Source organism: Elongatibacter sediminis (assembly GCF_037892215.1).
Lineage (GTDB): Bacteria > Pseudomonadota > Gammaproteobacteria > Xanthomonadales > SZUA-36 > Elongatibacter > Elongatibacter sediminis.
Genome location: NZ_JAZHOG010000006.1, coordinates 130,209 through 155,100, shown reverse-complemented (window position 1 = coordinate 155,100; position 24,892 = coordinate 130,209). Strand labels below are relative to the sequence as shown.

Genomic DNA, 24,892 nt, shown 5'->3' with positions numbered 1-24,892 from the left:
ACGAAACGGCGTTATCCTGGATCTGGGCCAAAGCGATACTCGGCAGCGTGCTGATGCTCGCCAGTCTTGCGGCCTGGGGGCAGGACATCGTTTTCGTCGATGGCTTCGAAAGCAACCAGGCGCCAGTTATCGTCTCCACTCCCCCGACCAGCGCCGAAATCGATTCTCCGTACAGCTACGATGTCGACGCCAGCGACGCGAACGGCGATACCCTCGAATATTCGCTGCTGCAGGCGCCATCCGGAATGGACATCGACTCAGCCACCGGCGAGATCACGTGGACGCCCAACGAGGCCGGCGAATTTCCCGTGACGATCGAGGTTACGGATGGCAACGACGGCCTGGATCAGCAATCCTGGACCATCACTGTCGCTTCGGGAGGTGGCCCGCTCCCGGTTCCGTCGGACATCGACGACACCGTCGCAACCCCGTTCGCGGACTCGGTGGAATTCCTGCACAACGGTCCCGACGCCATCCAGAACGATGTCCAGGAAGGCGCGCTGGAAGCCCGCCGCGTGGCCGTCGCACGAGGCACGGTGCTGAGCCGTGATGGCGCCCCTCTGGGCGGCACTCGGGTTACCGCGCTGCAACAGGACCAGGTGGGCTACACCCTCACCCGCAGTGACGGCTCGTACGATCTCGCCGTCAACGGCGGCGGCACCGTCGTGATTCAATTCGAGCTGAACGGATACTTGACCGCGCAACGGCACGTCGAACTGCCCTGGAATCAATTCCGCACACTGGATACCGTGCGGCTCGTTCCGCTCTCTTCGACCGTTACGACCGTCAACCTCTCTCCGACGGAAGCGCCGGTGGCGCCCGGCGACGTCGAAGCCGACGCCGACGGCCAGCGCCAGGGCGTGCTGCTGTTTCAGCCGGGGACGACGGCGGAAATGGAGCTCCCGGACGGAAGCACCCAGTCACTCAGTTCGCTCGACGTACGTATCACCGAGTACACGGTCGGCCCCAACGGGCCCGAGGCCATGCCGGCGGAACTTCCACCCACATCGGGCTATACGTATGCCGCGGAGTTCTCGGTCGACGAGGCGATCGCCGCGGGCGCCGTGCGCGTCCATTTCGAGCCGGATGCCGTATTCTACGTGGACAATTTCCTGGACTTTCCCGTGGGCACCGCCGTGCCATTGGGCGGTTACGACCGCACCGCGGGGCAGTGGGAAGCCGCGCCGGATGGCCTGGTACTGGAAATCGTCGGAGAAACCGACGGGATGGCGGATGTGGATCTGGATGGTGATGGCAGCCCGGACGATCCCGCGTCCATTGGCATGACCGACCAGGAACGCACCCAGCTCGCTGTACGCTACGATCCCGGCACGGAGCTGTGGCGCGCCGCGGTACCCCACTTCAGTCCGTGGGACTGCAATTGGCCGTTCGGGCCGCCGGACGGTGCCCTGGCGCCGCAGCCGGGCCACCGGCCCAACCGCGGCGGCTTCGTCCCAGGGCGGGACTGCCCAACGTTCAATTTCTCCCGCATCGAGTGCCAGTCCCAGATCATGCGCGAGGACATTCTGCTCGCCGGCACCACCCAGGCGCTGCATTACCGCAGCGACCGGGCACCGAACCACGTCGCCGGACGCTCCCTGCAGATCTCGATTCCGGACGAAGACATTCCAGAAATCGCCACCAGCGTTCGCGTTACCCTCGAAGTCGCGGGGAAAAAAGAGTCCTACACCGTACTGGCAACCGGAGATGTGTCACTCAGCCTGGAATGGGACGGTTTCGATGTGTACGGCAGGCGGATTTTCGGTCCACAGCCTTACGTTGTGACGATCGCTTTCGTCTACCCTGCCAGCTACAGTCAGGCTTCGAGTGGAGGCGCTTCCGGTGGCGGAGGCGGAGGCGGCGGCGCCCGAAGCTTTTTCGGTCAACCGGGGGTCACCATCACCGGCAGCCTCGCACGCGAGGAAATCGTGCTGTCGCGTCGATACGTTGGCACCTTCGAAGGCACCCACCCGGACCAGGCGGGTCTCGGCGACTGGTCCCTGACCGACCACCATACCCTGGCGACCCAAAATGGCTCGTTGTTACTTGGCAATGGCGAAATGCGGCGAAATGCCGACGGCCTGCAGGACAAAATTGTCCGGGAGCTCGACGCCAATCGCAATTTCCAGTCGGACGAAACCAGCGCCGTACCCATGCCGGATGGATCCATCCTCGTCGGCGAGAAGGACGGCGGTGATAACGGACAGGTCTGGCGCGTTCAGCCCGACGGCACCACGTCGCTGTTCGCGGGGTCTTCCAACTCGTTCGCATCCTTTGGCGATGGCGGACTGGCGACCATCGCACGGCTAAGCAGTCAACCCGACCATCTGACACGCCTGGCGGACGGCACGGTATTGATCGGTCAAGGCTCGCGTGTGCGGGCCGTCGACCCCGCCGGCATCATCAACACGGTGACCGGCGTGGGCTCGGTGCCGATCGAAGACAACCTGGACTACGTCGGGCCGGCCATCGAACTGGACCTCGGCGCCATCAACGACATCGCCGCGGGCCCCGCCGGTTCGTACTTCATCGCGGCGAACGAAGTCGGCTCGATTTCCGATAGCATCTGGCAGGTCACGCCCGACGGCACCGCGATGCGGATCGCCGGCGCGATCGTCGGCGCCGGCCTGACCAGCGGCCAGGCGGCCATCGACGCGGAGATCTATGCCGACGGCATCGCCATCGCGCCGAACGGCGACATCTGGTTCAGCGACCGGTTCGGCCATCAGGTCTGGCGCATTTCGGGCGGCATCGTGGAGCGGGTCATCGGATCGGGCGTCTGCACCGGTGATTGGCTCGATGAGGGGCTGGCGCTGGACACCGAGCTGTGCCAGCCCCAGGCGCTGGCCATCTCATCCGACGGCAACGTATTCGTCGCATCTGCATTCGCTTGCACGCAGGCCGGATGCGGCTTGAACGCCTACACCCAGCGACTCTATCTGTTCGACGGCGAGCGGGTCGAGATCATTGCGGGGGGATTCAACCTGGTCGAGTACGTTCCCGGCGGGTTTGCGCTGGGCAACCGGATCGGCAACCTGGTCGGCGAACTGCACCTGACCGCGGACGGCGACCTCATGTACAAGGGGTCGACCGGCCAGGAAAACGTCTATCTGATCAGACCGCTGTTCGGCAATATCGACGAACTTGAAACGCCAGTCCCCTCCGAAGACGGGCGGTACGTGTACATCTTCGACCGCGCCGGCCGGCACCAGCGCACGTTCGACACCTTCCTCAGTCGAGACGTGCTGACGTTCGGCTACGACGCGGACGGGCGCCTGCTGTCGATGACAGACGTCTATGGCCGCACCACCACCATCGCACGCGATGCCGGCGGCACCGCGACTGCCGTCATCGGTCCGGACGGGCACCAGACGGACCTGGGCTTCACGGACGGCGAACTCACCCAACTGGTCAACCCGGCCGGAGACACACACACGTTTACCTACGATGCGGCCATCGGCGCAGTGAGCGCGCACACCGATCCACGCGGCAATACATCTACCTACGAGTACACCGATCTCGGCCGCCTCGCGCTGGCGACCAATCGCGGCGGCGGCACCCTGTCGCTGGAGCGTACGCTGCTGGGTCTCGACGGCTATGAAGTAGCAGCGACCCGGCGCGGCACGGACGTGACGACCTATCGCCTCGAGCAGGACGGAGCGAACCTGGTCAAGACCGTGATCGACCCGACGGGGGCCACCACGGTCGTCTACCGCCGCCCGGACGGAATCACCGAGGGCGCCTTCCCGGATGGCACCGTCGCCACGTACCGCCGCGGTCCGGACCCCCGGCACGGCGCCATCGCTTCCCGGGTTGTCGAATCCCATATGGAGACGCCCGGCGGCATTTCCACGACGGCGAGCCTCGACGTTTCGGTCACGTACAGCGACCCTCACGATCTCACGTCGATGACGCAGTGGGAAGAAACCCTGACCCGCGACGGACGCACCACCACGACCACCTACGACGTGGCGACGCGAACGAAGACCTGGGTGACACCTGAAGGGCGCACCGGTTCGATCGAATACGACGAGTTCGGCCGTGTTCTGAACCTGAATCCGCCCGGAGGCGTGGCGCCGGTGACCTACACCTATGATGGCGCGGGACGAGTCACGTCTATCACCAAGCTCAACGAGAGCGTCAGCCTGACGTACAACGCGGCCGGCGATCTCGTCAGCGCCACCAACAGCGAGGGCGAAACGACGAGCTGGACTTACGACCCCGCCGGCCGAATGCTGTCCGCGACCTTGCCCAGCAGCCGCAGTTATTCGTTCACACTCGACGCCAACGGCAACCGGGCCGAAGTCACCACGCCGAAAGGCCAGATCCACACGATGACCTACGACGCGAACGACCGGCTGGAGTCCTACTCGCTGCCGACGGCGAACCCGCTGATCCTGGACATCGACGGCCTGGGACGGCGGGAAGGCCTCACCTACCCGGACGGGACGCTGCGGGACGACCTCTTCTTCGACAGCCTGCCGACCGGCGCCGTCCTGCCGGACTCGCAACTGACCATCGGTCATGCTCCGGAAATCAGCGGGCCGGGCAGCACGACCCAGATCAGTCACCTGAGCCGCGAACCGGACACCGCGCCTGTGCAGGCCACCGACTACGTACTGGACGGGCGGCTGATCACCGATATGGACGTAACCGGCCCCGCCATGGCAACGGTCGCCTACACGCACGCCTATCCCTATCGGGTGACCGCCCGGACGTTGAATGCTGAGCCATCCGTGGCATTCGGCTACGACGACGACGGGCTGATCACCGGCAAAGGTCCGTTCACGTTCGCCCGTGAGCCCGCCACGGGCCTGCTCGACTCGGTTTCGGACGGCACCCTGGATCTGCAGATCACCCTGGACTCCCGCGCGAACCTCGCCAGCCGCGTGCTGAGCCATTCGGTCACCGAAATTCATGATCTCACCCTGGTCCGGGATGATCGCACGCGGATCACCAGCCGCACCGAAACCCTCGGCGGCATCACCACGGAGCGACATTACAGTTACGACGCCGACGGCCAGCTCACGGCCGTGCAGGACGGTCTCGCCAACCCGGTCGAGTCGTTCACCTGGGACGACAACGGCAATCGGCTCACCCACACGACCGCCGGCGGCACCGAAAACGCTTCCTACGACAGCCAGGACCGGCTGGTGAGCCGGGCCGGCATCGTCTATGCCTACGACGGGAACGGATTCCTCGCCGGCCGCGGCGCGGAAGTCTTCGAATACGACGCGGACGGCGTGCTGCGCTCGGCCACGGTCGGGGGTGTGACGGTCAACTACACCCACGACTTCTTCGGCCGCCGTGTGGCCCGCACCGACGCCGGCGGTACGACGATGTACGTCTACGGTGACCAGCACCACCCGTTCCGGGTTACCGCTTCAATCGCTCCGGATACGACGGTCAGTGAGTATCTGTACGACGACAGCGGCGTACTGTTCGCGTTCCGACGCGGTGGCGCCTGGTACTACGTCGGTACCGACGCCGTTGGCTCGCCCCGCGTGGTAGTCGATGCCGCCAGCGGCGCAACGGTCAAGGTGCTCGAGTACAGCGCGTTCGGCGAACTGCTCAGCGACACCAACCCGGCTTTCGTGTTGCCCGTCGGCTATGCCGGTGGTCTCTCCGATCCCGTTTCGGACCTGCTCCGCTTCGGGCTCCGCGACTACGAGCCAGCGGCCGGGCGTTTCACCGGCCGGGACCCGCTGCTGCTCGCTGGCGGGACGACCAATTTCTACCAATATGTCGACAACGACCCCATCAACCACCGAGACCTCTCCGGCCTGCTGATCAAAATCGGCGCCTCGGCTTACAGCGGCCTGGGTGGTGGCGTTTCAGTGACGATATCGCCCAACGGCATCGGATTCTGCATTGAAGGTGGCGTCGGCGTCGGAGGCGGCGTGGGCATCGAGCAGTCGGAGCTATCCCAAGGCGGCATTTCGGCGGTCGCCGCGGTCGGTCTCGGGCCACTGGGCACCGGCATCGAAATCCCGTTTGACGAGTGCTTCGCCAGCGGCAACCCGACCGTGGGATGGGACGGCTTCAGCGGGACATTCGAAGACGTGAACGATGTCGTCGACGACCAGATCGGAGGCGTCTTCGAGCAGGCGGCCAATGAGGTCGACGACCTCCCGGGCCGGAGGGGCAAGCTAGCACGATCCATCGCCAATGCCTTTCCCAAGTCCGTACCATCGCCCAAGGGTCTCAAGCCCAAGCTGAGCGGCCGGGCCGAGGCCAGTGCGTTCCTTCGGGGTTGTCTGCCACCGCTCACGTGGTAGAGGTCCAGACGTCTGGCGCGGCTCCTGAGGTGCCGATTGACAGTTCAGCTTGGTCACGATTTGTGAGTTTTACGCAAGATCAAGCTCGCCGTGCCGCACCCCCAACTCGATGGCGTTGCCACTAGTTCCGCCGCGCGCTGTGACATGCCCCGGCTGGGCTGCAGAGACTTTGGCGGGGCGAACAGAAAGGCAGAAGTGAATTTGAGCGCCGTAGTAGCGGTACGGAGTTGAGGAAAACCTCCGCGAAGGTCCACATCTGCCCAGGCAGGTGATGCGGCGCGTTCCCCTCAGGGGTCTCGCCGCCAGGACGGCGGCGCGAAGGCCCCAGGGAAGGGTTTACAGGGCAGGCGAGAGTGACCGCACGGATTGAGCGCAGCGCAGCGGAGCGAAATGAGTAAGGGAGCGAAGCCGTAGCCCGTGTCCCCTGAGGGGAATGTGCCGTAGCACCTGCCTGCTCGAAGGCACGGTTTCCATGAGCCATTCAGATAAGCAGAATTCAGCTCACGCGAAACCGGCGAGGTCTCCAGGCTATTGCGCCACAACCCTGAGGGGAATGTGCCGTAGCACCTGCCTGCTCGAGGGCACGATTTCCATGAGCCTTTCAGATGAGCGAAATTCAGCTAACGCGAAACCAGCCAAATCTCCAGGCTATTGCACCAAGGCCCTGAAGGGAATATGTCGCAGCGCCTGTCGGCTCGATTGCCCATTTTTTCTGGATCGCATCAAATGATCGGAATTTGAACAAGACGAAAACAGAACAGAGTCAGAACCATATCCACGTGCTAAACCGCGGCGATTTGGGTATTCTGCCCGCTCGAACCCGTCTCCAAAAATAAACCAGCCCGGGAGTTCATTTTCATGCAGATGTCTTCCTTTGCACGTCGCTTCTTCCTGTCCGTCTCAACGACCCTGCTGATCGGACTCATCACAACGACCGGAGCATCGGCTGCCACCACCGCGGAAATCGAAGGACTTGAATTCCGACTGGTCGGTCCGTGGCGCGGTGGCCGGGTGACCACGGTGACCGGTGTGCCCGGCAAACCCCACCTTTATTACATGGGCGCCACCGGCGGCGGGGTATGGAAAACGGAGAATGCGGGCACGACCTGGGAAAACCTTTCCGATGAGTACTTCAAGGTCGGGACGATCGGCGCCGTCGCGGTATCGGAGTCGGACAACAACGTGGTATATGTCGGAACCGGCGAATCCCCGATCCGGGGCGTGACCACTTCACACGGTGACGGAGTGTGGAAATCAGTCGACGCCGGCAAGACCTGGAAACACATCGGATTGCCCGAAGCTGGCCAGATCTCCCGGATTCAGATACATCCCACCAACCCCGACATCGCCTACATCGGAGTGCAGGGGCAGATCTGGGGGCCTAACGAGCAGCGCGGCGTCTTTCGCACCACCGACGGTGGCGAAACCTGGGAGCATGTGCTGAAAGTCGGCCCGGAGACCGGGGCTTCCGACCTGCGCATGGACCCGACCAACCCGAACGTCCTCTACGCCGGCATGTGGCACCATGGACGCACCCCGTGGTTCATCAAATCCGGTGGCACCGAGGGCGGCCTGTTCAAAACTCGTGATGGTGGCGACACCTGGGAAAAACTGGAAGGCGGACTGCCGGAAATGATCGGCAAAATCGGCGTGGATGTCTCGGCCAGCAATCCGGACCGGGTCTACGCCATCATCGAAGCCGGACCGGATCAGGGTGGGCTGTGGCGCAGTGACGACGGCGGCGCCTCGTGGTCGCTGATCGACGGCCACCGGGTCCTGCATACGCGGGCCTGGTACTACATCCACATCAAGGCCGATCCGCTGGACGAAAATACCGTGTATGTGCTCAATGCGCCGTTGATGAAGTCCATCGACGGCGGCAAGACCTGGGAGAAGATGCGCACGCCGCACGGCGATCACCACGATCACTGGATCAACCCCGCCGACTCGAACAACATGATCAGCGGTAACGACGGCGGCGCGACCATCACCTTCGACGGTGGCGAGACCTGGTCGTCGATCATGAACCAGCCCACAGCTCAGTTCTACCGGGTGATCACGGACAATCAGAAGCCGTTTCGCATTTATGGCGGCCAGCAGGACAACACGACCGTGGCGATCGCCAGTGAAAGCCGTTACGGCGGCATTGGCGTTGAGGATTATTTCGACGTCGGCGGCGGTGAAAGCGCCCACATCGCCTTCGACCCGGATGACCCGAGGCTGATCTACGCCACGTCGATCAACGGCACCCTGACCGAGTACGACCGCGATTCGGAACTCACCCGTGTCATCATTCCCTATCCGGAAATGATGTACGGCAAGGATTCGAAGGACCTGCGCTACCGGGCCAACTGGAACACGCCGGTGGTGGCCGACCCGCACGACCCGTCGGTTATCTACTACGGCGCGCAGATGGTGCTGCGCAGCGACGACCGGGGCGCCACCTGGACGCCGATCAGCCCGGACCTGACCCGCAATGACCCCGAAAAACAGGGTCGCAACGGCGGACCGCTGACCCCGGAGAACGTCGGCGCCGAGTTCTACAACACGATTTTCTACATCGCGCCTTCGCCCCACGAGCAGGGCGTGATCTGGGTCGGCAGCGACGACGGCCTGGTGCACCTCACGCGGGACGGCGGCGAGACCTGGTCGGATGTGTCGCCGAAACATCGCGGCAAGTTCAGCGATGAGGCCTACATCAACGCCATCGAGGTCAGTCCGCACGACCCGGCGACCGCCTACCTGGCCGTGGCGGGCTTCAAGCTGAACGACTTCAGCCCGTACATCTACAAAACCACCGATTACGGCCGGCGCTGGACCCGTATCGATGCGGGATTGCCCGAAGATACCTTCGTGCGCGTGGTGCGCGAGGATCCGGCGCAACCCGGGCTGCTGTACGCCGGCACCGAGGCCGGATTGTTCGTGTCCTACGACGACGGTGGCAACTGGCAGTCGCTGGATCTGAACCTGCCGCCAGTGCCCATCACCGACCTGGCCCTTCGCCACGACAAACTGGTGGTCGCCACCCAGGGCCGCTCGTTCTGGGTTCTGGATGATCTGTTCGTCGTACGCCAGGCGGCCGCCGGATCGGGCACGGGCACCGTGGCCCTGTATGACCCGGGTACGGTGGAAATGACTATCGGCAGCGGCGGTAGCGGTGACCTGTTCGAGGGCGATAACCCGCCTCGCGGCGCACCGCTTTACTACTATCTCGGCGAGGAGGCGGAAGGCCCGCTGACCATCGAAATCCTCGACGATGACGGGCAGCTCGTTCGCACCTATTCAACCGAGGAAAGTGCGCGTGACCGCTGTCTGCTCGCCAACATGGATCCGCGCCTGCCGTTCGAACTCGAGTATCCGCCCACCTCACCAGGGCTCAACAAGTGGATGTGGGATCTGCGGCGCGACGGAGTGCACTGCACCGAGGACGTGGACATTTTCGCCGGCTTCCATGGCCCGACCGTGGCGCCGGGCGATTACCGCGCGCGCATCACCGTGGGCAGCGACACAGCGGAAACCGGATTTACCCTGGTGCCCGACACCCGGGTCACTGCCACACCACAGGAAATCCGCGAATGGAGCGGACGACTGGAGGAAACCGCGGCACTGCTCGACGATGTCATGCGGCGGCTTGGCGAGGTTCGCGATGCACGCCGCCAGGTCGAAGGGCTGATGAACGCGTATCCCGGCGACGCTGAACTGCAGCAATCCGGTCAGGCGGCCATCGATGCGATCATCGCCTGGGACCACCAGATCAACCAGCAATTGCACGAAACCTACGAGGATGAGGACGCCTGGGAAACCATGCTCGGCGGCCAGATCCGTTACCTGCTGGACGTGATCGACTACACCGGCGCACCGATAACGGGTGGTCAGCTCGAGCGTCTCGCTGATCTGAAGGCGGAATGGGACCAGCGGCGAGTCGAACTGCGGGCCATCAGCGAAAATCACCTGGCGCCGATCAATGCCTGGGCGAAAGCACACGACGTACCGCACGTGACGGCGCCCGGGAGCTGATCCGGGCCGTCGCCAACGGGCCGCTTCTTCCTGTGCCGGACCCGGCCGCAAAGGCCGGGTCCGGACTCACGGTCAAAAAGCTGGCGGCATCCGGTTGCCGGTTCTCCGTGGCCTGCGCTCGTTAACCGGCACCTGGTGACCGGCCCCGGATTTCCGACTCACCGGGCGGCCCAGACCTCGTACTCCACCACCAGTCCGGGAAACGCGAGTGCGCTAACGACCCGCAAGGTTCCCGCCGCCGGCTTGACCGGCACCTCGGCGAAGTAACCGGCGAACTGACCGAGTATCGCGCCGAAATCCTCATCGGAAAATCCCTCCACCAGCGTGAACTCGATGCGGATGATGTCGTCGCGTGTGAGGTCGTTCTCGGCCAGGAAAATGTCGAGTTCTTCGAGGATGAAGGTCGTCTGGGAGACGTAGTCTCCGGGATCGACGATGCTGAAATCCGGATTCTGGGCCGCAATTCCGGCAAACAGATACCACTCTTTGATGTTGTTGAGCTTCAGACCCCAGTTGAAGATGCTGGTGAAGTCGGGCAGGCGGTCGCTGGTCAGCGCTTCCTTCTTCAGATTCTGGCGATTATCGGCAACCGCCGAAGCGGCCGTCACCATCACCACCACCGAAACCAACCCGGCAAGCAAGGTGCGAATGAGCGTAGCGTTCATCTGAATTCTCCTTCAGTTCAGGGACGACAGAAGCGTGGAATCGGCGGCTGATACGGATTCCGGTTTCGGACCAGGGGCACGTGGATCAATGCCGTTTCTCCTGGTCGTTTCAAGCACCACTGCCTGAGGTGACCGGTCCCACACGGGTTTTCTCCCGACAAAAAAAAGGGGATGCCGGAGCATCCCCTTCGGTTTCAGGAAAATACCGGAATCAGAACTGCTTGTTGAACTGGATTCCGACCGTTCGCGGACGGTTCGTGATTTTTGCCGTCGGCTGGCCGTTGGCGCCGCTGAGGAATACATCACCCTCGACGTCGAACACGTTCTCGGCGTAGAGAATGAAGTCCGCCTCGAGCGCATCGGAGTGCACGCCGAACCGCAGGTTCACGATCTGATAGTCATCCTGGTCACGCTGGTTGGGCGAGCTGATGCTGCCGTCCGCGTTGACCGTGAATGGCCTCAGGTCGGTGCTGGACCCGTCTTTGTACGAGTACTCGCCGCGCACGAAACCCCACCAGCCGCCATCAGACACCGGCAGCGGGAAGTTGTACTGCGCCGTGCCGTTGACCGTCAGCTCGGGAATCCGCGGGATCTCGTCGCCGTCCAGGCCCGGCGCCACGATCTCGTCCGACACCTGGTCCTCGGTCAGCTCCTTCTTGGGCAGCCAGCTCAGACCGAACGTCAGGTTCCAGTTCTCGTTGGGGCTGGCGAAAACCTCCGCTTCCAGGCCCGTGACCTCGGCCGAACCGGCATTGCCGACAAAGCCGAATGCGCCCGTCGGATCTTCACCGGACACCTGCAGGTTGTCCCAGACGATGTGGAACAGCGAGGCGTTGAAGATCATCCGGTTGTCGAACCATTCGCTCTTGATGCCCAGTTCGTAGTTCCACAGATCATCAGCCTCGTAGAACGGCGGAATGTCGACCACGCCCTGGTTGTTGGTGCCACCCAGGCGGAAGCCCTGCGATGCCAGCGCGAAGATCGTCACGTTGTCGTTGGGCTTTGCAGCCAACTGGAATTTCGGAATCGTGCGGTTTTCGCTGAAATCCTGTTCCAGCGGCAAAGCCGGGTTGGGCGGGAACAATGCGAACGGGAACACGGTCACGCCGAAGTCGGACTGGTCCACTTCGAACCAGCGAAGTCCCACCGTGCCTTCCAGCCAGTCGTTGAAGGCGTAGGTGACTTCACCGAAAAACGCGATTTCCTCGATGTCCTTGGTCGCAATGCGGCCGAACACACAGGGCAGACAGCCTTCGATGCCGGCACCGGGGTTCGGCGGCAGCAATTCACCCGGAGCCGTGCCGGGGTCGAAGACATCGCCGTTTTCATCGACCACCGGCACATAACTCTGAAACTCGCTTTCGCGGTTACGCCAAAACGCGCCGGCCAACCACTGGAACGGCCCGTCGTGAGTCGAAGTCAGACGAATCTCGAACGCATCCTGTTCCACGCTTTGCTTCTGGTCCGTCAGGGCCGGGAACAGGTCCGGGCGGGTACCCGGGTCCCCTTCGCTTGCGGGCCGAATTCCAAGGAAGAACAGAATCCACGAAGAGTCGAACTTGAAGCGGAAGTCACGATCGTATCGCGATGCGGCCGCGGTCAGGTTGGCGAACGGCAGTTCCCAGTTGAGCGTCAGGGAGTAGATCGTCTGATCGTCCGGCTTCGGGGTTTGCGTGTAGTCGCCGACATTGAACCCGCCGGTCTGGAACTGGGCGAGTTCGGAAACGTTGTCCCGGCCACCCTGGTCGCTGGAAAGCAGGACCTTTTCGGCCTGGGTCAGGCTGTCGTCAAAGATGGTGTCATACGGGTGGTAACGCAGGTCGCCGCCATTGTCCCGGTCCTGGTGCCAAATCATCGCATCCAGGGTCACGTTTTCAGTCGGCTCCCAGCGCAGAATGCCGCGGGCACCCACGGTTTCGGTCCAGTTGATGTCATCCATGCCCAGACGGACGTTATCGACGTATCCGCTGTCCTCGGTGCTGTAGGCCACCAGGCGAAATGCCAACTTGTCTTCGGCGAGCGGTATGTTCATCATCGCATACCCGCCCCAGTTGTCCCCGCCGTGCTGGGTCACCGAGTAGTCCGCGCGAACCGAGGCTTCGACCTCGTTCATGACTGGTTTGTTGGTGATGAAACGCACGGTACCGGATTGGGAGTTGGCGCCGAACGTGGTGCCCTGCGGCCCGCGCAGAACCTCGACCCGGGAGACGTCGTAAATCTTCAGGTCCGTGGTCTGCGAACCCGAGTTCGAAGAAGCGCCCTGCACGCCCGGCAGCGGAACCTCGTCGTAATAAACGGCCACCTGCTGCTGACCGGCCGACTGGATACCACGGATGATGTAACGCTTCTCACCGGGACCTCCTTCGGTAAAGGTCAGGCCGGGAACCTGGTAAGCAAAATCCTCGAAATCGGATACGCCCATCTCCCGCAGGGTTTGTTCGGTGATGGCGGTGATGCTGGCGGGAATGTCCTGCAGTACTTCCTCGCCACGCTTACGCGCCGTAACGACGACCTCTTCCAACAGGCCTCCCCGACTCGCGCTGTCGGCTTCGGCGTCCTGAGCCAGGACCATGGGTGACGCGGATGCCGCCAGGCCGGCGACAATCGCGGAAAACAGTGTGTGGTGAACATACCGCCTGGCTGAAGCGCGGTTGAGTCGACAATCCCCGGTGTGCCTGTACAACTTCATCAAGAGTACCTCCCGTACGTGGTTCGCCGTCAATACGACGACGTTCGCGGCCCGGCCCTGCCAAAATAATCTCGGTCTGGTAGTGCAAGCCATGCCTTGTCTATTTAACGCTATTTTAATAATAAGCCGCAAGTATCGATAGGCAAGGTACTTTTTAGTCAGTTAGGACTAACCGCTGTCTTGCGTGACCGGTCGGTATGTGGGATTACTTAAAGTGTAAATTTCCCGACATTCCCGATTTGGACACCTGCCATGAAAGCGCTAGCGAAAACTCTCTCAGCACTGTTGCTCTCCCTCGCCATGAGCAGCCCCGTCCTCGCCGACGAAGTCGTGGTTCACGCCGGCACCCTGCTTGCGCAACCCGGCGAGCCTGCGCAGAACCAGCAAAGCATCGTCATCGTTGACGGCGTGATCACCGAAATTCGCGACGGTTTCATCGGCGGGCAAGGAAATTCCACAGACCGGCGGGTGATCGACCTGTCCGATCAATTCGTCATGCCCGGCTTCATCGACCTGCACGTCCATCTTTCCAGCCAGGCCGGCGATGGCCGGCGGACGGATACGGTCACGATGAGCGACGCCGACGTGGCGCTGAATGCCTCGATGTATGCGAGGCGCACGCTCATGGCCGGTTTCACCACCCTGCGCGACCTGGGATCACGCGGCGAACCGCTGTATGCCCTGCGCGACGCGATCCGGGCCAACAAGGTGGCTGGCCCCCGACTGCTGGTGGCGGGCCCGGCAATTACCCCGACAGGCGGCCACGGTGACGTTCACGGTTATCGGGCCGAGATTCTCGAAGTACTGGCTTCACCGGCCGTGTGTGACGGCGCGGACGATTGCCGCCGGGCGGTGCGCCGCGCCGTGAAACTGGGTGCCGACGTGATCAAGGTCACCGCCACCGGGGGCGTGCTGAGCAATACGGCCACCGGTACCGGCCAGCAGTTCACCGACGAGGAATTGCGGGCAATCGCCGAGACGGCTCACGCGCTCGGCCGCAAGGTCACCGCCCATGCACATGCCCGCGAAGGCATCATCGCGGCCGCGGAGGCGGGCTTCGACTCCATCGAACACGCCATGTGGGCCGACGAGGAAACGATGAAGATCCTCAAGCGCCTTGACGTGTGGATCATACCCACGGTTTACCCGATCACTTATGTCGGCGACACGCCCGAGAAAATGAAACAGGGCCCGCTCAAGGACCTGCCGCCGGCCAGCATGGCGAAACTGCTGGAACTGGGCCGCCAGCCCAAGGACATGACCCGCCTGGCGCACGAGAAAGGCGTCCGGATTGCGCTCGGCACCGACTCGGCGATTTCGCCGCACGGTGAGAACGCCCACGAATTCATCGAATACGTCAATGCCGGCCTGAGCCCCACGGAGGCATTGCAGGCCGGCACCGTGTACGCCGCGGAAGCCGCCGGCATCGCCGACACCACCGGATCCATCGTGCCCGGCAAGGCCGCCGACATCGTGGGCCTGGGCGCCAGCCCGCTGGACGACATCGAGGCGGTGCTCGACGTGCGTTTCGTGATGCGCGACGGCATCGTCTTCAAGCAACAGGACTAACCCGGCTTCGCGTACCGGCACCGAACATCATCCGGGCCCGCCAACCGCGGGCCTTCATTCAGTAGCAAGAAGCAGAGGTTTCACCATGAAATGGCCATCCGACCGGATCGCACAGTGTTCCCCCAAGAGTTTCGGCATGTACGAACGTGCCCTGTCCTTCATGGCCGAAGGGCATGAACTGATTCACCTCGAAGTTGGCCGTCCCGATGCCGACACGCCGGCCCATATCAAGGAAGCCACCAAGAAAGCGCTGGACGACGGCATCGTCCACTACGGTGATTTCGCCGGCGACATCAAACTGCGCGAAGCGATCTGCGCAAAGCTGAAGTCCTACAACGGCATCGACGCCGCACCGGACGAGGTTCTCGTAACCAACGGGCTGACCCATGCCGGTTTCGCGGTATTGACCGCGGCTGTCGACCCCGGCGATGAGGTCATCCTCCTCGAGCCCTACTACCCGCAGCACGTCGGCAAGATCGAAATGGCCGGCGGCAAGGTCGTCAAGGCGGTACTCGACGGCAGCAAGGGCTTTCCCATCGAACGCGAGCCCATCGAGGCCTGTATCACCGACAAGACCCGCATGATCTGCCTGGTGAACCCGAGCAACCCGACCGGCCGCGTCTACACCCGGGAAGAACTCCAGATACTGGCCGACCTGGCCATCGAGCACGACCTGCTGGTAGCCAGCGACGAGGTCTACGACCACATCGTTTACGACGACAACAAGCACGTGAGCATCGCGTCCTTGCCGGGCATGTGGGAACGGACCTTCAGCATGTACGCGCTGACCAAGGCCTTCGCGATGGACGGCTGGCGCCTGGGCTACATCGCCTGCCCGCGCAAGTTCATGCCCGCCCTGGTGCAGGTTACCGCCACCGACGTGGCGCATGTCAACGTGTTCATCCAGCACGGCGCGATCGCGGCGATCAGCGGACCGCAGGAGCCCATGCACGCCATGGTGGCCGAAGACGACCGCCGCCGCCGGCTGGTCTGCGAACGCCTCGATGCCATCGACGGCATTACCTGCCCGCTGCCGGAAGGCACGATTTACGCCTATCCGGATGTGAGCGCTTTCGGACTGACGTCCAAGCAGATCGCCGAAGGCCTGCTGGAGGCCACCCACGTCGTCACCGAAGACGGCGCCTTCTACGGGTCGGCCGGAGAAGGCCACCTGCGCGTCTGCTTCGGCTCGGAACCCTATGCCGTGCTGGAGGAAGCCCTGGATCGTATCGCGGCCTATTTCGCGAAACTCCAGCTCCGGGCATCTTGAGCTTGTATCGCGGCGGTCCGGCGCACCCGCGCCGGACCGGCCCAGGCCCTTCAGCAGGGCCCCGGACCACTCGGCCGGCCGCAGGGGCGGCCACGCATCAGGCAGATTCGAAGGCCGCGGCGTGATCGCGAATGAACCGGGCGAGGTCACGCGGCTCCCGGCCGGTGATTTCCCGGAATTCGGTGGTTACCCTGGCATTGCGATCCTGTGCGATCAGGGCGAACAACTCGAGCATGGCATCGACATTCCAGGCTGGCAGGCCCAGGCCGATCATCTGCTCGCGGAATTCCGCGGGCGGTTGCTCGACATAGGTGACCGGCCGACCGAGAACTTCCGAAAAGACTCCCGCCATGTCCGCAAACGACAGCAGGTCCGGACCCGAAATCAAATAGGTACGGTTTTCGTGCCCGGGCCGGGTCAGGGAGATGAACAGGGCTTCAGCGACGTCGCGCACGTCAATGGGCCCTACCCGACCCGCCCCCATCGGCAGCGCGAAGCGGCCTTGGCCGGCAATTGTGGAGGCCACATTGAGCAGATTGTCCATGAAGAAATTGGGCTGGACGATGGTGTGGGCCATCGAGGCGCCACGCAAACGATCCTCCGACTGGCCGTGGAAAGATTTCAACACGGCATCGGCGCCGGCATCCGCGCCGATGGCGGACATTTTGACCACGTGTTCGACGCCCGCCGATTCGGCGGCCGCGATAAATCGCCGTTCCTGTTCGAGCTGGGCCGGCGTATTGGCCGCCAGCAACAATGCCCGGGTAACCCCGTCCATGGCCCCCGCCAGCAGGGTTTCATCCCCGAGGTCGCCGACGACCACGTCCAGGCCCGCCGCCCGGAGCGCGTCCGCCGCCGCGGGGTTTCGCACCCAGGCACGTGCCGGCAATTCATCGGCGATGATGCGATCGACCACGTGTCTGCCGGTCTTTCCGGTCGCGCCACTGAGTAATATCATGCTGCACTTTCCCCGCGGGAGTTGAAAATTGATGAATGCAAACACCCTTCGGCCGCCCACCGCGGACGACATCCAGGCCGCTGCGGATGCTCTCGGACCGTATCGCGTTCGCACTCCGCTGCTCCGGCTGAACGGCTACGAGGGCCCGGGGGAAGTCTACCTCAAGCTCGAAAACCTGCAGACCATCGGTGCCTACAAGGTCCGTTCGATAGGCAACCTGCTGCTGAACACCGACCCGGCGGACCTGCGCCACGGCGCCTACACCGCCAGTTCCGGCAACGCCGGCCTGGCCCTCGCCTGGATGGCGGAGAAACTCGGTATTCCGGCCCGGGTCTATGCCACCGAAAGCAGCCCGGCAGCCAAGCTCGACGCCATTCGCCACTGCGGCGCGGAGGTCTGTCTGCTCGACGCGGAGGAATGGTGGCACATCATTGAAGACAGCGGGTATGCGAAAGACCCGGGCCTGTACGCCGACGCCGTTCGCGACCCCCTGGCGCTGGCCGGCAACGCGACGATCGGCGTGGAAATCGCCGGTCAGTTGCCGGATGTCGATACCGTCATCCTGCCGTTTGGCGGCGGCGGTGTGGCCTGCGGCACCGCTGCCGGACTGAACATGGTCAAGCCGGGCGTACGGGTGATGGTGGCCGAAAGCGACGCCGCCACCCCGGCCTCGGCGGCCTTCGCCGCCGGTCACCCCACCGAGGTGCCGGTGACGCCATCCTTCATCTCGGGCGCCGGCGCGCCCTGCGTGCTGAAGGAAATGTGGCCACTGATCAACGAACTGGTAATCGAAACCCGGGTGGTGCCGGTGGCCGCGGTTGCCGGGGCCATCCGCCACCTGTGCCGGCACAACCGGGTGGTGGCCGAAGGGGCGGGCGCCCTGCCGGTGGCGGCCGCGCTGGCGGACGGGGGGTACGAGGGCAAGACCGTCTGCGTGGTGACCGGGGGTAATATCGACGCCGACGTGCTTGCCGCCATTCTCAACGAAGAACTCTGAGCTTCAGTCCGGTAACAGCTTGCCGGGGTTCATCAGATTGCCGGGGTCCAGCGCGCCCTTGAGCGTGCGCATGAGGTCGACCGCGTCGGGGCCGAGCTCACGCTGAAGGTAGGCCTGCTTACCCAGCCCGATGCCGTGCTCACCGGTGCAGGTTCCGCCCATGGCCAACGCGCGCTCCACCATGCGCCCGCTGAGCCCATGCACCTGGTCCAGTTCTTCCGGGTCTTCAGGATCGACCAGGAACACATAATGGAAATTCCCGTCACCCACGTGGCCCAGCAGAAAAGTCGGGATCTGCGTGTGCGCGTGCACATCGGCCCGCGTTTCTCGGATGCACTCGGCCAGCCGTGAAATCGGCACGCATACGTCGGTCGCGTAAGCACGCGCGCCGGGGCGCACGGCCATCGCCGCATAGGCCGCATGATGCCGCGCTTCCCACATGCGGCTGCGCTCTTCCTCGAAGGCCGTCCATTGGAAACCCGAACCCCCCAGCGAGTCGCAGATCTCGCCGACGCACTCGGCCTGCTCGCGTACCGAAGCCTCGCTGCCATGGAATTCCAGGAACAGGGTCACCTGTTCGGGATAATCGGTTTTCGAATACGCGTTGATCGCGCGCATCTGTTCGGCATCGATCAACTCCATGCGGGCGATGGGAATACCACTCTGGATGGTCAGAATCACCGCGTCGACGGCGCCGGAGACGTTATCGAAACACACACGCGCCGCCGAGATCGCTTCCGGCCGGCCGTGCAGGCGCACGGTCAGTTCCACAATGATGCCGAGAGTGCCCTCCGAACCCACGAACAGGCGGGTGAGGTCGTAACCCGCCGCCGACTTCCGGGCCCGCTGACCGGTGGTCACCAGCCGGCCGTCCGGGGTGACCACTTTCAGCGAGAGGACGTTTTCGCGCATCGTGCCGTAACGCACGGCATTGGTGCCCGAAGCCCGGGTCGCCGCCATACCGCCCAGGGAGGCATCGGCGCCGGGATCCACCGGGAAGAACAGTCCCGTGTCGCGCAGGTAGCGGTTCAGCTGGCCGCGGGTGACGCCCGGCTGCACCACGCAGTCCATGTCCTCGGCGTTCACGGACACGATCGCATCCATGCGGGACACATCGATGCTCACCGCGCCATCCCGTCCCACGGTGCCACCTTCCAGACCGGTACCGGTGCCGAACGGAATCATCGGAACGTGATGCTTCGCACAGATGGCCACGGCCGCGGCCACGTCTTCCGCGCTCTCGGCAAAAACCACGGCCGCCGGCGCCTGCCGTTCGTGCCAGGATTCATCTCCTGCATGATGCTCGCGCACGGCTTCTCCGGTCGCCAGACGCTCACCCAGCGCTTCGCGCAGCTCTTCAATTGCTCTCGTCGTTGCGGTTTCCATCCCTGCAACATACCCCGGAGGCAGCGGCCCCGAAAGCGATTTCATCCGGCTTTTTAGTCATTAGGGACTAACCTGTTGCTTGAAGCCGCACGGCTAATGTGGCGATAGTAGGGGGATCAACCGCCCGATTCCGAGGATCCAGACCCATGCCCAAGTCCGAAATGCGACTGTCCGCCCCACTTAGAACCCGCGCTTTCACCGCGTGCGCATCCGCTTTGCTGGCCGGTTTCAGCGCGGTTTCCGCATCGGCGGACCTGCTGATCGAGAACGTCACGCTGATCGACGGCACCGGTCGCGCGCCCGTCGCAGGCGCTACAGTGCTGGTCGAGGACGACCGCATCACCCGGGTCGGACGTGACGCGGTCGATGCGCCGCGCGGCGTCGATCGCATCGACGGTGAAGGCAAGTACCTGATTCCGGGCCTGATGGACGTGCACATCCATCTGCGCGGCGCGGTGCGTGTCGCCAAGGACGGGTTTGTCGAAGACGACCACGATGTCCGTTTGGGCGAACAGGCGCTGCAGGGTTTTCTGTATTCGGGCGTGACCACGGTTTACGACGTCGGCAACGTGCCCGACTATATCTTCAGCCTGCGTGAACGCGAGCGTTCCGGCGAGCTGATCTCCACCCGCCTGCTGGCCACGGGCGGCATCGTCACCTACCCCGGAAGCCACGGCTCCGATCACGGCGCCACCCTGATCGATGACTGGCCTGAAGCGACCGTCGCCCTGCAGGCACATGCCGACCGCCAGCCCGACATGGTCAAGTTCACGCTGGAAGAGCGCGGCTGGGGCGCGCGGCCGCTGATTCCGCTGCTGCCGGTGGACCTGTTGCAGCACTCGATCGAATTTTTCAATGAGCGCGGTATTCGCACCACGGCGCATACGTCCAGCGAATGGCGCGCGCGCCAGGCCATTTACGCCGGCATCGATACGCTGGCCCACCCGGTCATCCAGGGACCCATCACGGACGCCTTCGCCAAGCTGATGGGCGCCAAGAAAATTCCCATGACCACGACCCTGACCATCGGCGAGAACTACAGCCGGCTGGCCGAACACCCCGAATACCTGGACCAGCCGCTGTACCAGGCGGTTCTGGATGCGGAGGAAATCCGCACCCTGCAGGAAGAGACCGCCGCGAAGTACCGGGCCGAAACCTGGACCTGGTGGATGAAGCTGATGTCACCGGTCGCCGCCGAAAACCTGCGCAAAATTCATGAAGCCGGCGGCGTGCTGGCGCTGGGAACCGACCAATCGTCCGGTCCTGCCGTACACCGCGAAATGGAACTGCTGGCGGCAGCCGGTATCCCGCCGCTGGAGGTGATCCGAATCGCCACCCTGAACAGCGCGACCTTCCTCGGCCGTGCGGATGACATGGGTTCCATCGAAGAGGGCAAAATCGCCGACCTGGTATTGCTCGATGCCGACCCGTCCGCCGATATCGACAACGCCAAGCAGATTCGCCAGGTGATCAAGGCCGGCGAGGTCATTGACCGTTCGGCGTTGAACCTGCCGGTCAATCGTTAAGCCCGGCCGAACCCCGGACAGCCCAGGAATCGACCCCCTTTCGAATACCAACCCGGAACGAATATACGCAGACTCATCAACATACATCGGAGGATCGCACCATGACCCGACTTACCCCGCTTCGCGCCCCACGGCCGGCATCACGAACCCGCGCGAGTGTGGTCGTGTGCCTGGTCGCGATGCTCGCCCTGCTGTCCAGCTTCGACGCCACGGCGCAACGGCGCGGCGGCAGCTACGTCGACCCGGCGTTCTTCCAGGCCCTGAGCTGGCGCAACGTCGGGCCGTGGCGTGGCGGACGGGTCACCGCCGTGGCCGGCCATCCGGACCAACCCTATACCTTCTACATGGGTGCGACCGGCGGGGGCGTCTGGCGTACCGACGATGCCGGCATGACCTGGCACAACGTGTCGGACGGCTTCTTCAACACGGTCACCATCGGCGGCATCGCGGTGGCGCGCTCGGATGCCAACGTGATTTACGTCGGCACCGGCGAAGCGCCCGTACGCGGGGTATCGACCGCTGATGGCGACGGCATGTACAAATCGGTGGACGGCGGCAAGACCTGGACCCACATCGGCCTGGAAGACACGAAGCATATTTCGATCGTGGTGGTCGATCCGCGCGATCCGGATGTGGTTTACGTCGGTGCACAGGGCAATGCCTGGGTGGATTCCGAGGCTCGCGGCGTTTACAAATCCACCGACGGCGGGGAAACCTGGCGCAAGACGCTCTACGTCGACGAGCACACCGGCGTGCACGACCTCAGTATGGATGCGCACAATCCCCGCATCCTGTACGCCGGTACCTGGGATCACCAGCGCACGCCGTGGACGATCCGTTCCGGCGGACCCGGCTCGGGCCTGTGGAAATCCACCGACAGCGGCGAAACCTGGCGGCGGCTGGAGAACGGGCTGCCCGAACTGATGGGCAACACCGGCATCGTGGTCTCGCCGGCCGACCCCAACCGGGTTTACGCGATGATCGAGGCCACCGAAGGCGGCATCTTCCGTTCCGACGACGCCGGTGAGAGCTGGCGGCGGGTGAACGGCGACAAGGGCATTCGCGACCGCGGCTGGTACTACACCCACATTTTCGCCCACCCGCAGGATGCGGACACGATGTACATCCTGTCCAATTCCATGACCCGTTCGGTCGACGGCGGCGCCACCCTGACCGAAATCCGGACACCCCACGGCGACAATCACGACCTGTGGATCAACCCCGACAATCCGTTGATCATGGTGGAAGGCAACGACGGCGGCGCCAACGTCAGTGTCAACGGCGGCGCTTCCTGGTCCGCCCAGGATAATCAGCCCACCGCCCAACTGTACCGGGTGATCACCGACGACGTGTTCCCGTACCGCTTGTATGCCGGCCAGCAGGACAATTCGGCGCTGCGCATCGCCAGCCGCACCTTCGGCGCGACCATCGGCCGGGCCGACTGGAAGCCGGTGGGCGGCGGCGAGAGCGCCCAGTTCGGTTTCGACGCGGACAACCCGGAACGGGTCTACGGCACCAGCCTGCTGGGATCGATCACCGAGTACGACGATGCCACCGGAAACGTGCGCAGCCTGGAAGCCTACCCGGCCTTCATCGGCTTCCTGCAGGCCAAAGACCTGCGCTACCGGTTCAACTGGAACGCGCCCGTAGTGGTCTCTCAGTTCGATCCGTCGGTGATTTATCACGGCGCGCACGTGGTGTTGAAATCCACCGACCGCGGCCAGTCATGGACGCCCATCAGCGGTGACCTGACCCGCAATGACGCCTCGAAAATGGGCACCACCGGCGGCCCCCTGTCCATCGAGGGTGCCGGCGGCGAGCACTATGGCACCCTGATGTACCTGGCCGAGTCACCGCACGATGCCGGCACGATCTGGGCCGGTTCCGACGACGGACTGGTTCACGTCACCCGTGACGGCGGCGACAGCTGGACCAACGTCACTCCGCGCAATCTGCCGGAGAGCCAGATCAACATGATCGAGGTGTCACCGCACGACCCCGCGTCGGCCTACATCGCGGTGAACCGCTACAAGCTCGGCGACGACACGCCGTTGATCTACCGCACGCGGGATTACGGGGAATCCTGGGATCTCATCGTCGACGGGATACCCGATGTCGCCTTCGCCCGCGCGGTGCGTGAGGATCCCGCCCGCCGCGGCCTGCTGTATGCCGGCACCGAGCGCGGTGTGTTCGTCTCCTTCGACGACGGCGAACACTGGCAGTCGCTGCAACTCAATCTACCTCAGGTGCCCATCACCGATCTGCGGGTCAAGGACGGCGATCTCGTCGCCGCCACCCAGGGGCGGTCATTCTGGATACTGGACGATCTGACCCCGCTGCATGCCCTGGAACCCGCAGTCAGCGAAGAAGCCGTGCACCTGTACGAGCCCCGCACGGCGTACCGTATCAACGTCAGCCGCTGGCCGCGCGACGACGGCGGTGAGAATCCGCCCGAAGGCGTGGTCATCCGCTACAGCCTGGCCGAAGCGCTGCCCGCGAACGGCGATCCACTGACCCTGGAGATCCTCGGCAGCGACGGTGAGGTGATCCGCAGCTATTCGAGCAAACCGCCGCAGCGCGCAGCCCGGACCCTGGTCAAGGGCGTGCAGGGCGAGCCGCCGGCACCGCCATTGGGCACCCGGCGCGGTATGAACGAAGCGATCTGGAATTTCCGCCGCGAGCCCATGACCGCGGTGGCCGATACCATTCGCTACGTCAGCCAGCGGCCGCCACGCGTGGCCCCGGGCACCTACCGCGCACGCTTGCGGCATGGCGACCACGTGGCCGAACAGCCGGTTCACATTGCGGAGGATCCGCGCCGGGAACCCGCCGGAGCCGAGGCCTGGGCCGAGCAAAGCCGGGTCAGTCTGCGGTTGTACCGGCTGGTCAACGACATCCATGGCACCACCAACGCCCTGCGCTCGGTGGCCGATCAGGCCGAAGAGCTGATGGCGCGTACCGCCGGCCTGGACAATTCCGCCGATATCCAGGCGGCCGGCGAGGCCCTGGTCGACCGCATCCGCACGTGGGAGATCCACACTCCGCAGGCGCCGCTCCCGGACAATCTGCGCGACGTGGTTTCGGTGCCCAGCCTGCTGCTTTCGGTGCAGGCCCTGCACGTGCTGCGGGCCTCTGACCAGGAACCGCCGGTCAATGCGGGAATTCTCGAGCGCACGGACGAGATCGCCCAGGAATGGGCCCGGCTGGCTGCCGATGCCGAGTCCATCCTCGACCAGGAGCTGGCCGCTTTCAATGCGGCTTTCGAATCGGCCGGCATTCCCAGCGTAATCGTGCCGTGACCGTACCGTGACCCTGGGAAGCCTTCCTGCGGCATAACCACGATCCACCCGGCGCCGGGTCCTCCGGCGCCGGCTTCGGCCGACACCGTTTCACAGCCTGGCCGGAAACACTTCCGGCCACCTCCACACACGCCCTCTCCCTGCCCGCCTGGGGTCGCCCATTGCCGGGTGGCGGCATCGCGTTCCGCCCGGTAAGTGCTACACTTGAAATGCAACGAACCACCGGCACAGCAGGGTC

General features: G+C 64.0%; 11 protein-coding genes. 7 read left to right on the top strand and 4 right to left on the bottom strand.

What is annotated here, in order from left to right:
* Nucleotides 1–53: 53 nt before the first annotated feature.
* Together V3330_RS10470 and V3330_RS10465 are read left to right on the top strand one after the other, a co-directional pair.
* Complete coding sequence (locus V3330_RS10470) at nucleotides 54–6,278, top strand: putative Ig domain-containing protein (RefSeq protein ID WP_354695368.1); 6,225 nt, start codon at nucleotides 54–56, stop codon at nucleotides 6,276–6,278.
* Between the two features lie 858 nt (nucleotides 6,279–7,136).
* Entirely contained in the window at nucleotides 7,137–10,295 is a 3,159-nt protein-coding gene (locus V3330_RS10465; protein WP_354695367.1) for a WD40/YVTN/BNR-like repeat-containing protein, read from the top strand.
* 158 nt (nucleotides 10,296–10,453) lie between these two features.
* Here the strand turns inward: V3330_RS10465 and V3330_RS10460 are convergent, their stop codons facing one another.
* Both V3330_RS10460 and V3330_RS10455 read right to left on the bottom strand, forming a co-directional pair.
* Nucleotides 10,454–10,960 carry a RidA family protein gene (locus V3330_RS10460; RefSeq protein WP_354695366.1) on the bottom strand — a complete coding sequence of 169 codons (507 nt, stop codon included), beginning with the start codon at nucleotides 10,958–10,960 and terminating at the stop codon, nucleotides 10,454–10,456.
* Between the two features lie 211 nt (nucleotides 10,961–11,171).
* Complete coding sequence (locus V3330_RS10455; RefSeq protein ID WP_354695365.1) at nucleotides 11,172–13,649, bottom strand: TonB-dependent receptor; 2,478 nt, start codon at nucleotides 13,647–13,649, stop codon at nucleotides 11,172–11,174.
* A gap of 300 nt (nucleotides 13,650–13,949) precedes the next feature.
* On the opposite strand from V3330_RS10455, the gene V3330_RS10450 reads away from it, so the two are divergent.
* Nucleotides 13,950–15,218, top strand: coding sequence for a metal-dependent hydrolase family protein (locus V3330_RS10450; protein ID WP_354695364.1), 1,269 nt, complete (start codon nucleotides 13,950–13,952; stop codon nucleotides 15,216–15,218).
* 85 nt (nucleotides 15,219–15,303) lie between these two features.
* On the top strand, nucleotides 15,304–16,488 hold the full coding sequence (locus V3330_RS10445; protein ID WP_354695363.1) for a pyridoxal phosphate-dependent aminotransferase: 1,185 nt from the start codon (nucleotides 15,304–15,306) through the stop codon (nucleotides 16,486–16,488).
* 97 nt (nucleotides 16,489–16,585) lie between these two features.
* On the opposite strand, the gene V3330_RS10440 is transcribed toward V3330_RS10445, so the two are convergent.
* On the bottom strand, nucleotides 16,586–17,446 hold the full coding sequence (locus V3330_RS10440) for an SDR family oxidoreductase (RefSeq protein ID WP_354695362.1): 861 nt from the start codon (nucleotides 17,444–17,446) through the stop codon (nucleotides 16,586–16,588).
* A 31-nt stretch (nucleotides 17,447–17,477) separates the two neighbouring features.
* On the opposite strand from V3330_RS10440, the gene V3330_RS10435 reads away from it, so the two are divergent.
* Nucleotides 17,478–18,443 carry a threonine ammonia-lyase gene (locus V3330_RS10435; protein WP_354695361.1) on the top strand — a complete coding sequence of 322 codons (966 nt, stop codon included), beginning with the start codon at nucleotides 17,478–17,480 and terminating at the stop codon, nucleotides 18,441–18,443.
* Nucleotides 18,444–18,446: 3 nt separating this feature from the next.
* Here V3330_RS10435 and V3330_RS10430 read toward each other — a convergent pair whose 3' ends face one another.
* Entirely contained in the window at nucleotides 18,447–19,829 is a 1,383-nt protein-coding gene (locus tag V3330_RS10430) for an FAD-binding oxidoreductase (RefSeq protein WP_354695360.1), read from the bottom strand.
* Nucleotides 19,830–19,975: 146 nt separating this feature from the next.
* Here V3330_RS10430 and V3330_RS10425 point away from each other — a divergent pair, with 146 nt between their 5' ends.
* Nucleotides 19,976–21,355, top strand: coding sequence for an amidohydrolase family protein (locus tag V3330_RS10425; RefSeq protein ID WP_354695359.1), 1,380 nt, complete (start codon nucleotides 19,976–19,978; stop codon nucleotides 21,353–21,355).
* Nucleotides 21,356–21,456: 101 nt separating this feature from the next.
* Nucleotides 21,457–24,654 (top strand): WD40/YVTN/BNR-like repeat-containing protein, encoded by a 3,198-nt coding sequence (locus V3330_RS10420; RefSeq protein ID WP_354695358.1) that lies wholly within the window; start codon nucleotides 21,457–21,459, stop codon nucleotides 24,652–24,654.
* The last annotated feature ends 238 nt before the right edge of the window (nucleotides 24,655–24,892 follow it).

Bases quoted from the DNA above. Each gene is read 5' to 3' on its own strand.
- V3330_RS10435 (WP_354695361.1), top strand. From the start codon at position 17,478: ATGAATGCAAACACCCTTCGGCCGCCCACCGCGGACGACATCCAGGCC.
- V3330_RS10470 (WP_354695368.1), top strand. From the start codon at position 54: ATGCTCGCCAGTCTTGCGGCCTGGGGGCAGGACATCGTTTTCGTCGAT.
- V3330_RS10455 (WP_354695365.1), bottom strand. From the start codon at position 13,649: ATGAAGTTGTACAGGCACACCGGGGATTGTCGACTCAACCGCGCTTCA.
- V3330_RS10430 (WP_354695360.1), bottom strand. From the start codon at position 19,829: ATGGAAACCGCAACGACGAGAGCAATTGAAGAGCTGCGCGAAGCGCTG.
- V3330_RS10450 (WP_354695364.1), top strand. From the start codon at position 13,950: ATGAGCAGCCCCGTCCTCGCCGACGAAGTCGTGGTTCACGCCGGCACC.
- V3330_RS10425 (WP_354695359.1), top strand. From the start codon at position 19,976: ATGCCCAAGTCCGAAATGCGACTGTCCGCCCCACTTAGAACCCGCGCT.
- V3330_RS10445 (WP_354695363.1), top strand. From the start codon at position 15,304: ATGAAATGGCCATCCGACCGGATCGCACAGTGTTCCCCCAAGAGTTTC.
- V3330_RS10440 (WP_354695362.1), bottom strand. From the start codon at position 17,446: ATGATATTACTCAGTGGCGCGACCGGAAAGACCGGCAGACACGTGGTC.
- V3330_RS10460 (WP_354695366.1), bottom strand. From the start codon at position 10,960: ATGAACGCTACGCTCATTCGCACCTTGCTTGCCGGGTTGGTTTCGGTG.
- V3330_RS10465 (WP_354695367.1), top strand. From the start codon at position 7,137: ATGCAGATGTCTTCCTTTGCACGTCGCTTCTTCCTGTCCGTCTCAACG.
- V3330_RS10420 (WP_354695358.1), top strand. From the start codon at position 21,457: ATGACCCGACTTACCCCGCTTCGCGCCCCACGGCCGGCATCACGAACC.